Origin of the sequence: Arcticibacter sp. (assembly GCF_045629565.1) — a bacterium.
Classification (GTDB): Bacteria; Bacteroidota; Bacteroidia; order Sphingobacteriales; family Sphingobacteriaceae; genus Arcticibacter.
On sequence record NZ_JAZQRL010000133.1, the window covers coordinates 1 to 12,387 of the forward strand.

Annotated in this window: 9 protein-coding genes; all 9 read left to right on the forward strand. The window is 46.3% G+C overall.

Translation table 11 applies throughout. The annotated features are described in order from the left end of the window. Positions 1-891: 891 nt before the first annotated feature. Positions 892-2,610 (forward strand): dihydroxy-acid dehydratase, encoded by a 1,719-nt coding sequence (gene ilvD / locus ACKI5J_RS19540; protein ID WP_407431570.1) that lies wholly within the window; start codon positions 892-894, stop codon positions 2,608-2,610. 62 nt (positions 2,611-2,672) lie between these two features. Next, positions 2,673-4,412, forward strand: coding sequence for a biosynthetic-type acetolactate synthase large subunit (gene ilvB / locus ACKI5J_RS19545; RefSeq protein ID WP_407431572.1), 1,740 nt, complete (start codon positions 2,673-2,675; stop codon positions 4,410-4,412). An 18-nt stretch (positions 4,413-4,430) separates the two neighbouring features. After that, entirely contained in the window at positions 4,431-5,051 is a 621-nt protein-coding gene (ilvN, locus tag ACKI5J_RS19550) for an acetolactate synthase small subunit (RefSeq protein ID WP_407431574.1), read from the forward strand. A 58-nt stretch (positions 5,052-5,109) separates the two neighbouring features. Beyond that, positions 5,110-6,168: a ketol-acid reductoisomerase gene (gene ilvC, locus ACKI5J_RS19555; RefSeq protein WP_106290201.1), complete on the forward strand. Its 1,059-nt coding sequence runs from the start codon at positions 5,110-5,112 to the stop codon at positions 6,166-6,168. Between the two features lie 115 nt (positions 6,169-6,283). Beyond that, a complete protein-coding gene (locus tag ACKI5J_RS19560) occupies positions 6,284-7,792 on the forward strand; it encodes a 2-isopropylmalate synthase (protein ID WP_407431577.1) in 1,509 nt (502 codons plus the stop codon). A gap of 73 nt (positions 7,793-7,865) precedes the next feature. Beyond that, positions 7,866-9,263: a 3-isopropylmalate dehydratase large subunit gene (leuC, locus tag ACKI5J_RS19565; protein ID WP_407431579.1), complete on the forward strand. Its 1,398-nt coding sequence runs from the start codon at positions 7,866-7,868 to the stop codon at positions 9,261-9,263. Positions 9,264-9,303: 40 nt separating this feature from the next. Beyond that, positions 9,304-9,900: a 3-isopropylmalate dehydratase small subunit gene (gene leuD / locus ACKI5J_RS19570; protein ID WP_407431581.1), complete on the forward strand. Its 597-nt coding sequence runs from the start codon at positions 9,304-9,306 to the stop codon at positions 9,898-9,900. Positions 9,901-10,000: 100 nt separating this feature from the next. Further along, positions 10,001-11,518 (forward strand): alpha-isopropylmalate synthase regulatory domain-containing protein, encoded by a 1,518-nt coding sequence (locus tag ACKI5J_RS19575; RefSeq protein ID WP_407431583.1) that lies wholly within the window; start codon positions 10,001-10,003, stop codon positions 11,516-11,518. Between the two features lie 39 nt (positions 11,519-11,557). After that, positions 11,558-12,387, forward strand: an 830-nt coding sequence (gene leuB / locus ACKI5J_RS19580) for a 3-isopropylmalate dehydrogenase (RefSeq protein ID WP_407431585.1), incomplete at its 3' end; no start/stop codon positions are given.

Here is a 12,387-nt window from a genome sequence, read left to right on the forward strand (position 1 = left end):
GGGGTTTCCCCTGCATGATGGTCATACCGCGGTACCCGCGATAAACGACGGGACCTGCCGTGCCCCGTACCCTGCCTTTGTTGTCTACTTTTGCCATAATGCTGTTTCTTTTTTCAGAACAAGGTAGAGCAGCGGAAAGGCTGGTGACGATTTTTTTGCGATTTTTTCCGAAATCTTCCTGAATTGAGCCGATTTTGCACTAAAAAGACAAGGGGACCAGGATAGAACGCCTTCATATGCAGGAGTATACATCGTCGGTATGAAAGTGGAGACAACCAGGGGAAAGCCAGTCAAAAGTCCGACTTTTCATACCCCAGGTCGGACTGATCCCGGCAGAATCTGCGCCTGTTATCGCCTGCATATAAAGCATTATCTTAATCAAGATTAAAGAATGTATATTTGAGTAGATTATCAAGATGTACATATTCTATATACTATCCGGACGATCAACCGTAAACTCGGGGACCTGAAGTCGTGACAGAAAAAGAGTCCATTCAAAAAGCTTTTCAACTGTTTTGAAAATCCGGTAATAAGCACATAAAACATCGCTCTGAAACAGGCTTATTCAAATACAGTCTTTAACAATTTTTTGATCGCAAACCATGTTTTCAGGAAGAAATCAGGCAATTTACAAGAAGGTCTCAAAACCCAAAACCGCATACCGAAAACACTTTTGGTATACAGGTTCCAAATTAATGTAAGTAACATTAACTATATAGCCATATTAAATTTCGATTTCTATATATTTACACTATTATATTCTTTTTTTAAAATCCATCTTCACCCTATTGACTATCAACCAAGTTGTTCATACCTTAAGAAATATTATTATTCAGGGAATTGCAGAGGGTTCTGAGACGAATCCCGATTGCGCTGAATTGAAGAAAAATTATGACGACATTATCAAATACAACTGAGAACGCAACCGAGACGGTAGAACTTAACCGCTACAGTAAGACTCTTACACAAGATCCTACTCAACCTGCTGCGCAGGCGATGCTTTATGGAATCGGACTTACAGACGAGGACATGGAAAAAGCACAGGTCGGCATTGTCAGCATGGGTTACGATGGCAATACTTGTAATATGCACCTGAACGGGCTGGCAGCCGTTGTGAAAGAAGGCGTATGGAAGGAAAACCTGGTAGGGTTAATTTTTCACACTATCGGGGTAAGTGACGGGATGAGCAATGGTACAGAAGGCATGCGTTATTCGCTGGTGAGCCGTGACGTTATTGCAGACTCTATCGAAGCGGTATGTGGCGCTCAGTACTATGATGGATTAATCGCTCTTCCGGGCTGCGACAAAAACATGCCGGGGTCTGTTATGGCCATGGGCCGCTTGAACAGACCTGCGATAATGGTATATGGCGGAACAATTCATCCCGGACATTATAAAGGCGAAGACCTGAACATCGTTTCGGCATTCGAGGCCCTTGGCAAGAAGATTGCCGGCCAGATTGACGAAATCGACTTCAAAGAAATTATTAAGAACGCATGCCCTTCTGCGGGAGCGTGCGGCGGTATATATACAGCAAACACCATGGCTGCGGCTATTGAAGCTTTGGGAATGAGCTTGCCTTATTCTTCTTCGAACCCTGCGTTGAGCGAGGCGAAGAATCAGGAGTGTATGGATGCTGGTAAAGCGATCAAACTTTTGCTGGAAAGAGACATCAAGCCTAAGGACATCATGACGAAAGAAGCATTCGAAAATGCGATCGTTACGCTGATGGTTCTGGGTGGATCCACCAACGCTGTGCTTCACCTTATCGCCATGGCGAAGAGTGTAGATGTAGAACTTACTCAGGATGATTTCCAGGCGGTAAGTAACAGGATCCCAGTATTGGCTGACATGAAGCCAAGCGGCCGCTACATGATGGAAGACCTGCATAATATCGGCGGTGTTCCTGCCGTAATGAAATATTTACTGGAAAAAGGCTGGCTGCACGGTGAGTGCCTTACTTGTACAGGAAATACGCTTGCAGAAAATCTGGCGAATGTGCCTGCGCTGAATTTTGATACTCAAAAAGTTATTCTCCCTGCGGAAACCCCGGTTAAAGCAACTGGTCATTTACAGATCCTTTACGGGAACCTGGCAGAAGGCGGTAGCGTTGCCAAAATCAGCGGCAAGGAAGGTGAACGTTTCGAGGGACCTGCCCGCGTCTTCGATGGTGAATTTGAACTCATCGCCGGAATCAGCTCTGGTCGTGTACAACATGGCGACGTGGTAGTCATCCGCAACGTGGGCCCTAAGGGTGCTCCAGGCATGCCGGAGATGCTAAAACCGACATCGGCACTTATTGGTGCAGGTTTGGGCAAAACGATCGCCCTGATAACAGACGGCCGGTTCAGCGGCGGGACTCATGGATTCGTTGTAGGCCATATCACTCCGGAAGCTTTTGAAGGCGGACTGATTGGTTTGGTCCAGGATAATGACACCATCGAGGTGAGCGCCATTACCAACAGCATTACACTAAAGGTATCAGAAGAAGAGATTGCCAGGAGAAAGGCAGCATGGAAGCAGCCTGAATTACGAGTAAAAAAAGGCTTGTTATATAAATACGCAAAACAAGTAAGCAATGCTGCTGATGGATGCGTAACCGATTTATAAGCAAGAAGAGAATAGATAATTAATAACACTGAAATGTCCTAAGGACCTGAAAGGATTTAAACATGGAAACAGCACAACAGGAAGTATTGACCGAGCAGGAAGCCAGTTCGGGAATTGAAATGACGGGGTCAGCTGCTTTACTTGAAGGCCTTCTTGCAGAAGGAGTAGATACCATCTTTGGTTATCCGGGAGGTGCTATCATGCCTATTTATGATGCCCTTTACGATTATAAAGAGAAGTTGAATCATATCCTCGTCCGTCATGAGCAGGGTGGAATTCATGCTGGTCAGGGCTATGCGCGTACTTCGGGCAAGGTCGGTGTTGTATTTGCAACGAGCGGGCCGGGGGCTACTAACCTGGTTACAGGACTGGCAGATGCGCAGATTGACAGTACTCCCCTGGTGTGTATTACCGGTCAGGTATTCGCGCACTTATTGGGAACTGATGCGTTCCAGGAAATCGACGTGATCAACATCACCTCTCCGGTTACCAAGTGGAACTATCAGATCACTGACGCTACTGAAATTCCTGAAATTCTGGCTAAGGCTTTCTATATTGCCCGTAGTGGAAGGCCAGGACCTGTCCTGATTGACATTACCAAAAATGCACAAATCCAGAAGTTTGACTTCAAAGGATACCATGCCTGCAATCATATCAGAAGTTACAGACCGAAGCCGATTGTCAGGAAAGAATATATTGAACAAGCTGCTGAACTGATTAACGCTGCTAAGAAGCCATTTGTTCTTTGGGGACAGGGTGTATTACTGGGTAGCGCAGAACAAGAATTCAGGGCTTTCGTTGAGAAGACCGGTATTCCGGCTGCATGGACCATCCTGGGAGCGGGAGCGATTGAAAGCGACCATGATCTCAATGTAGGTATGCTGGGGATGCACGGAAATTACGGACCGAATGTACTGACCAACGACTGCGATGTACTTATCGCTATCGGTATGCGTTTCGATGACCGCGTAACCGGGCGTTTGGATAAATATGCAAAGCAGGCTAAGGTGGTCCATCTGGATATCGACCCTGCTGAGATTGACAAAAATGTGCAGACTACCGTTCCGGTTTGGGGCGACTGTAAGGAAACCTTACCGCTGCTGACTGAACTGTGTGAGGCTAAGCAACACACGGAATGGCTCGCGAAGTTTAGAAGCTACGAAAAGGAAGAGCAGTTGCAGGTTATCCAGGATGAGATCTTCCCGACAAGCGACGAGCTGACGATGGGTGAAGTCATCCAGATTTTGAACGAAATTACTGGAGGAGAAGCGGTGATGGTGACTGACGTAGGTCAGCATCAGATGGTAACCTGCCGTTATGCGAAGTTCAACAAGACACGCAGCAACGTAACCAGCGGCGGATTGGGAACTATGGGTTTTGCACTTCCGGCAGCTATCGGAGCTAAGTACGGCGCTCTTGACAGAACGGTTGTAGCGATCATAGGTGATGGTGGTGTACAAATGACCATACAGGAGCTTGGAACCATCATGCAGTTTGACGTAGATGTAAAGATCATCGTTCTGAATAACCAGTTCCTTGGAATGGTTCGCCAATGGCAGGAGCTTTTCAATGACCGGAGATATTCTTTCGTGGATATCACCAGTCCGAACTTTGTAAAAGTTGCTGAGGCGTACGGCATCCCGGGAAGTTCAGTTTCCAAAAGAGAAGATCTCCGCACGGCCATACAAACCATGCTCGACACGAAGGGCTCATACTTCCTTGAAGTAATGGTTACTAAGGAAAACAATGTATTTCCGATGGTACCTCAGGGCTGCAGTGTAAGTGAAATCAGACTTAAATAGATAGTAAAGCATTGAATCATGAGTGATCAGAATCAAAAAGAAACAACGCCCGAAAAGCAGGAATACAACATTACTGTTTATACGGAGAACCAGATCGGTCTTCTGAGTCGTATCGCGATAATTTTTACCCGTAGAAAGATCAATATAGACAGCTTGAACACCTCCCCTTCGGAGATAGACAGCATCCATCGCTTCAACATCGTCATCAATGAAACGGAAGATGTGGTAAGAAAAGTTACCCGCCAGATTGAGAAACAGGTTGAGGTACTAAAGGTATACTATCATACCAATGAGGATGTGGTTTGGCAGGAAATGGCCCTGTACAAGGTGCCTACCGATGCTATCGCTGAGAAAGCATTGGTTGAAAGACTGCTTAGAGAGAACGGAGCCCGTGCCGTGCTGATCCGTAAGGACTACACCGTGTTTGAAACTACGGGACACCGTTCGGAGACTGACAGCCTGATTGCTGCTCTTCAGCCTTTCGGCCTGATTGAGTTCGTCAGAAGCGCACGTATCGCTATTATCAAAGACAGCGATGGCTTTAACCGCAAACTGAGAGAATTCGAACGCATAGAGCCAGGACAAGATCCTGTAGAAAATGAGTTTCTGAATGACAGAGACAAAGTTTTCAGCATGTAACACTCGTTAATTAACAATCACTTTTCAAATAATAAGCTTTTAGCTAAAAAACAAAATCATGGCAAAATTAAATTTCGGCGGTGTAGAAGAAAATGTAGTAACCCGCGAAGAGTTCCCATTATCTAAAGCACAGGAAGTACTCGCAAATGAAACAGTAGCTGTAATTGGTTACGGAGTACAAGGTCCGGGACAAGCACTTAACCAAAAAGACAACGGTATCAACGTTATCGTTGGTCAACGTAAGAACTCTAAATCTTGGGACAAAGCGGTAAGCGACGGTTTCGTACCGGGAGAAACGCTTTTCGAAATTGAAGAAGCACTGGAAAAAGGTACCATCATTTGCTACCTGTTAAGTGATGCTGCTCAGATCGAGCTTTGGCCAACCGTTAAGAAGAATCTTACTCCAGGTAAGGCTCTATATTTCTCTCATGGTTTCGGTATCACGTTCAACGAGCAGACTGGCATCATCCCTCCTGCTGACGTAGACGTATTCCTGGTTGCTCCTAAAGGTTCAGGTACATCTCTTCGCAGAATGTTCCTTGAAGGTCGCGGCTTAAATTCCAGCTATGCCATCTTCCAGGATGCTACCGGAAAAGCTTTTGAGCGTGTGGTTGCATTAGGTATCGCGGTAGGTAGCGGTTACCTGTTTGAAACAGATTTCAAAAAGGAAGTATTCAGTGACCTTACGGGTGAGCGCGGTACGCTGATGGGATGTATCCAGGGTATCTTCGCTGCTCAGTACGAGGTGTTGAGAAGCAATGGCCACAGTCCTTCTGAAGCATTCAACGAAACTGTTGAGGAATTAACCCAGTCTCTTATGCCTTTAGTTGCAGAGAACGGAATGGACTGGATGTATGCGAATTGTTCTACTACCGCTCAGCGTGGTGCGCTTGACTGGTGGAAAAAATTCAGAGATGCTACTAAACCAGTTTTCGAAGAATTATACAACAGTGTTGCTACAGGAAAAGAATCTCAGCGTTCTATCGATCTGAACAGCCAGCCTGACTACCGTGTGAAACTTGATGCTGAACTGGCAGAACTTCGCGAAAGTGAATTATGGCAGGCAGGTAAGACTGTTAGAAGTCTACGCCCTGAGAACCAGTCAGTAGAAGCATAGTCATTATACCATAAAGCATTAGCTGTTTCTTTTGAGCAGCTAATGCTCTTCATACACACCAACTTACAACAGCACTCAAAGCCGGCTTAGATAACCTGGCAATAAAGCAAAACAAATGTTACACGATCCTAACCGCATATTTATTTTTGACACCACGCTTCGTGATGGAGAACAGGTACCCGGTTCACAGTTGACAACTCCTGAAAAGATTATTATCGGTGAGGCCCTACAGTCTCTGGGTGTCGACGTTATTGAAGCAGGCTTCCCTATTTCAAGTCCTGGTGACTTTCAAAGTGTGGTAGAACTTTCCAAGGCCGTTCGCGAACCTATCATCTGCGCGTTGACCCGTGCAAATAAGGGGGATATTGACTGTGCAGTGGAAGCATTGAAGTATGCCAAGCATCCGCGTATCCATACCGGTATTGGCGCATCAGATATGCATATTAAATACAAATTCAACAGTACGCGCGAGGCAATCATTGAACGTGCGGTTGAAGCGGTAAAATATGCTAAGAAATCTGTTGAAGACATTGAATTCTATGCAGAAGATGCAGGCAGGGCTGACAATCAGTTCCTGGCTCAGATGATCGAAGCCGTAATCGCGGCAGGTGCGACAGTAGTTAATATCCCCGATACAAACGGATATTGCCTTCCCGAGCAGTACGGAGCTAAGATCCTTTATCTGAAAGAAAACGTAAAAAATATTGACCAGGCTATTATTTCGGTACATTGCCATAATGACCTTGGGCTGGCAACAGCAAATTCTATTGCCGGACTCCAGAACGGCGCACGCCAGGTGGAGTGTACCATTAATGGTATAGGTGAACGTGCGGGAAATACTTCTCTGGAAGAAGTGGTCATGATCCTCAAGACACATCACTCTCTTGGCTTCCATAATAATATTAATACGAAACACATATACGAGTTGAGCGGTATGGTAAGTCGCATGATGCGCATGCCTGTTCAGCCGAATAAAGCCATCGTGGGAAGAAATGCTTTCGCCCACAGTTCTGGCATACACCAGGACGGCGTGCTGAAGCATCGCGAAAATTACGAGATCATTAATCCGGAGGATGTAGGTATCGATCAGTCGGAAATTATCCTGACTGCGCGCAGCGGTCGTCATGCTCTTAAGCATCACCTGGCACGTTTAGGTTATGCCGACGAACGCTTGGATCTTGATCAGGTTTACGAACGTTTTCTGACGCTGGCTGACTCTAAAAAAGAAATTAAGGATGACGACCTGCTCCTGCTTATGGGGAACGAGGCGGAAACCAATTTTATAAATGGTGTTACCATTAATTCGCTTGAAGTAATTTGCGGCGATCAGAAAGACCCTTCTGCATCCATCCACTTGAACTACAAGGGTGAGGACCATCACGCAACGGCACATGGAAATGGCCCGGTGAGCGCAACCATCAATGCTATTCAGCGCATCATCACCAAGCCTGTGGATATAAAGGAATTCAATATTCATTCCATTCATGGCGGCAGCGACGATGTGAGCAAGGTAGACATGAGGGTGATCTATGAAGACAAATCATACATGGGATATGGCTTCAGCACTGACATTGTAAGAGCATCGGCGAATGCTTATCTGGATGCCTTAAACAAATTTGTATAATAATTCAGGGCGCTGCCCTAAGGATATAGCAACCCTTTTCAGGGGTTAACAAGAGTATAATAATATCAAAAAGATGAGTAAGACATTATTTGACAAGGTGTGGGACGCCCACGTAGTGCGTAAGATAGAAGGCGGGCCGGATGTATTGTTTATAGACCGCCATTTGATCCATGAAGTTACCAGCCCGGTAGCGTTCCTGGGACTGAAAAGCCGGGGAATTAAAGTTTTATATCCGGAGCGTACATTCGCTACGGCCGATCATAATACTCCTACCATCAACCAGCACCTTCCGGTATCGGATCCGCTTTCGGCCAACCAGCTAAAGGCACTGGAAACGAACTCAAACGAATATGGTATCAGTCACTGGGGCTTAGGCCACCAGAAGAATGGTATAGTACACGTAGTTGGCCCCGAATACGGTATTACTCAGCCAGGATCAACGATCGTATGTGGCGACTCCCATACATCCACCCACGGTGCTTTCGGCGCTATCGCTTTCGGTATCGGTACTTCTGAGGTAGAGATGGTTCTTTCTACTCAGTGTATCATGCAGCCAAAGCCGAAGAAGATGAGAATCAACGTAAACGGTTCTCTTGGAAGAGGTGTTACGCCTAAGGACGTTGCCCTGTTTATCATCTCTCAGCTTACGACTTCAGGAGCTACAGGATACTTTGTGGAGTACGCAGGTGAAGTGTTTGAGAACATGAGCATGGAAGGCCGTATGACCGTTTGTAACCTCAGCATTGAAATGGGTGCACGCGGTGGTATGATCGCTCCCGACGAAACCACCATCAACTATGTGAAAGGCCGCGAGTTTAGTCCTAAAGGCGAAGCCTGGGATAGAGCCATGGAGTACTGGAAAACACTGAAGACTGACGAAGATGCAGTATTCGACAAAGAACTGACGTTCGACGGATCAAGCATCGAACCGATGATCACTTACGGAACTAACCCGGGTATGGGTATGGGTATCTCTAACCCGATCCCTGATGCCGAGCAGGTAGAGGGTGGTGTGGCAACTTACGAAAAGTCGCTGAAGTATATGGGCTTTGCTGAAGGCCAGACCATGGTGGGCAAGAAAGTAGACTACGTGTTTGTTGGAAGCTGTACCAATGGCCGTATTGAAGACTTCCGTGCTTTTGCATCCATCGTGAAAGGCAAGAAGAAAGCAGACGACGTAACGGTTTGGCTGGTTCCCGGATCACATATTGTGGAAGCGCAGATCAAAGAAGAAGGCCTGTTGGATATTTTTAATGATGCGGGCTTTACGCTGCGTCAGCCTGGATGCTCTGCGTGTCTGGCGATGAATGATGACAAGATCCCTGCCGGCAAATACGCTGTTAGTACCTCTAACAGAAACTTTGAAGGTCGTCAGGGTCCTGGTGCAAGAACCATGCTCGCAAGCCCTCTTGTTGCGGCAGCAGCAGCAGTTACCGGTGTGGTAACCGATCCAAGGACTTTAATACAGTAAGGAAATTTAACAGGTTTCTTCATTATTCAGATTTACAAAAATGGCATACGATAAATTTAACATATTAACCAGTACCGCAGTTCCTCTTCCTATTGAGAATGTGGATACAGATCAGCTTATACCTGCGCGTTTTTTGAAAGCCACTGAGCGTGTGGGATTCGGAGACAATTTGTTCCGCGACTGGAGATACAATCCGGACAATACTCCCAAGGCAGACTTTGTACTGAACAATCCTGTCTACAGCGGAAAAATATTAGTTGGCGGAAAAAACTTCGGATCCGGATCTTCAAGAGAGCATGCTGCGTGGGCAGTTTATGACTATGGATTCAGATGTGTGGTCTCCAGCTTCTTCGCTGATATTTTCAGGAACAACTGTCTGAACATTGGCGTACTGCCGGTTCAGGTAAGTCCGGAGTTTCTGGAAAAGATTTTCGCAGCTGTTTTCGCTGATCCCGACACGCAGCTGGAAGTAAACCTTCCGGAGCAGACAATCACCCTGCTTGCCACGGGAGATAAAGAAAGCTTCGATATCAGCAGCTATAAAAAGGACAATATGATAAACGGTTTTGACGATATTGATTATCTTCAAAACATGAAATCAGAAATTCAGGAGTTTGCACTGCAGCTACCTCTTTAATACGATACGCAGAAATCATACATAGTTTAAAAGCGTTTCGCATTCTTTGCTGAAACGCTTTTATGCATTCAAAGGTGTAGACCACCGAACGAGCTATCACATGGAAAAAAGGAAAATAGAAATAATGGACACCACGCTGCGGGATGGCGAACAGACCTCCGGGGTGTCTTTTTCTACTTCAGAAAAGCTTACAATCTGTCAGCTTTTGCTGGAGGAACTCGCTGTGGACCGGGTGGAGGTAGCATCAGCCCGCGTATCAGCAGGTGAACTGGATGCGGTAAAGGCCATTTCGAGCTGGGCTAAGGCAAATAACTATATCGACAAAATAGAGGTCTTAACCTTTGTTGATAAAGGAGCCTCTATCAAATGGATGCTGGAAGCCGGAGTTTGCGTGCAGAACCTGCTCACTAAGGGCTCGCTGAATCACCTTACTCATCAGCTGAAGAAGACTCCTGAGCAGCACTTTGCTGATATCTCGGAAGTCATAGAACTTGGACTTGAACACCATATCACAACAAACGTTTATCTGGAGGATTGGAGCAACGGTATGCGTAACTCAAGGGAATATGTGCTTCAGTATCTCGACTTCCTCACTACTCAGAATATTAAGAGAGTGCTGCTGCCTGATACGCTAGGCATACTATCACCTACTGAATCTTATAGCTACATTTCGGAGTTGCGGATGCGGTACCCTCAGTTTCATTTTGACTTTCATGCCCATAACGACTATGACCTTGGAAACGCCAATATCCTGGAAGCGCTGAAAGCCGGAGCAGATGGCTTGCATCTGACAGTAAACGGCATGGGCGAGAGGGCGGGAAACGCATCCATCGCAAGTGCCGTAGCGGTGATTAAAGATTTCCTGCCGGGAATTGAAACGTCAATCGAGGAAGCTTCTATTTATAAGGTAAGCAAACTGGTAGAGACCTTCTCCGGGATAAGAATTCCGGCAAATAAGCCGATTATCGGCGATAATGTTTTCACGCAGACTGCCGGAATACATGCGGATGGCGATAACAAGAATAACCTATATTGCAGTGACCTGATACCGGAGCGCTTTGGCAGGAAGCGTAAGTATGCGCTTGGGAAGACCTCGGGCAAGGCCAACATCGCTAAAAATCTGCAGGAGCTGGGGCTCAAACTGAATGATGAGGACCTGAAAAAGGTGACTCAGCGTGTTATTGAGCTGGGTGATAAAAAGGAAACCGTTACCACGGAGGATCTCCCGTATATCATATCTGATGTGCTGGATAGTAATACCTATGAGGATAAGGTGGTAGTAGAATCTTATGTGCTTACCCACTCAAAGGGCTTAAGACCTTCGGCGACGATCTCCGTACGGATAGAGGGCGAAAGTTTTGAGGAGCATGCCCAGGGTGATGGGCAGTTTGATGCGTTTATGAATGCATTGGCCAAGGTTTATGAGGTAAAAAGTCTTACTCTGCCTACGTTGGTTGACTACGCGGTAAGGATAGCTCCGGGTAGTAACTCAGACGCCTTATGCGAAACGATCATCACCTGGGAAACTTCGCACAAGACTTTCATCACCAGGGGCCTGGACTCTGATCAAACTGTCTGCGCGATCAAGGCGACACAAAAGATGTTAAACATAATCTGATCATAATAATCAATTCAAATAAAACATAGTACAAAAAGCATGAAATTAAATATCGCTCTTTTAGCAGGAGATGGAATAGGCCCGGAGGTAATAGACCAGGCTGTTAAGGTTGTAAACGCTGTTGCAAATAAGTTTAATCACGAGGTAAGCTGGACATCGGCTCTTACCGGCGCTGCTGCCATTGACGCGGTAGGTGAACCTTATCCTGACGAGACGCATGAGGTATGTATGGCTGCTGATGCCGTGTTGTTTGGTGCTATCGGACATCCGCGTTTTGATAACGACCCTAAAGCGAAGGTGCGTCCGGAGCAAGGTCTTTTGAAAATGCGCCAAAAGCTGGGCTTATTCGCCAACGTTAGGCCGACCTTTACCTTCCCTTCTTTAATTGATAACTCTCCGCTGAAAAGAGAGCGTATTGAAGGAACTGACCTGGTGATTCTTCGTGAGCTGACCGGTGGTATCTACTTTGGGGAAAGAGGCCGGAAGGATGATGGAAACACGGCTTTCGATACCTGTACTTATACCAGAGCTGAAATTCAGCGTTTGGCAAAGCTGGGTTTTGAAATGGCGATGGGCCGTAGCAAAAAGCTGTGCTGTGTAGATAAAGCGAATGTGTTGGAGTCTTCCCGCTTATGGAGAGAGACTGTTCAGGATATGGAAAAAGACTATCCTGAAGTAGAGGTGAGCTATGAGTTTGTCGATGCTGTGGCGATGCGTTTGGTACAGTGGCCCAGCTCTTATGACGTGATCATCACGGAAAACCTATTTGGTGATATTCTGACCGATGAGGCTTCTGTAATTTCGGGTTCTATGGGTCTGATGCCTTCATCTTCTATCGGTCTGCACACGTCATTGTTTGAGCCTATTCA

Bases quoted from the DNA above. Each gene is read 5' to 3' on its own strand.
- ilvD (WP_407431570.1), top strand. From the start codon at position 892: ATGACGACATTATCAAATACAACTGAGAACGCAACCGAGACGGTAGAA.
- ilvB (WP_407431572.1), top strand. From the start codon at position 2,673: ATGGAAACAGCACAACAGGAAGTATTGACCGAGCAGGAAGCCAGTTCG.
- ilvN (WP_407431574.1), top strand. From the start codon at position 4,431: ATGAGTGATCAGAATCAAAAAGAAACAACGCCCGAAAAGCAGGAATAC.
- ilvC (WP_106290201.1), top strand. From the start codon at position 5,110: ATGGCAAAATTAAATTTCGGCGGTGTAGAAGAAAATGTAGTAACCCGC.
- ACKI5J_RS19560 (WP_407431577.1), top strand. From the start codon at position 6,284: ATGTTACACGATCCTAACCGCATATTTATTTTTGACACCACGCTTCGT.
- leuC (WP_407431579.1), top strand. From the start codon at position 7,866: ATGAGTAAGACATTATTTGACAAGGTGTGGGACGCCCACGTAGTGCGT.
- leuD (WP_407431581.1), top strand. From the start codon at position 9,304: ATGGCATACGATAAATTTAACATATTAACCAGTACCGCAGTTCCTCTT.
- ACKI5J_RS19575 (WP_407431583.1), top strand. From the start codon at position 10,001: ATGGAAAAAAGGAAAATAGAAATAATGGACACCACGCTGCGGGATGGC.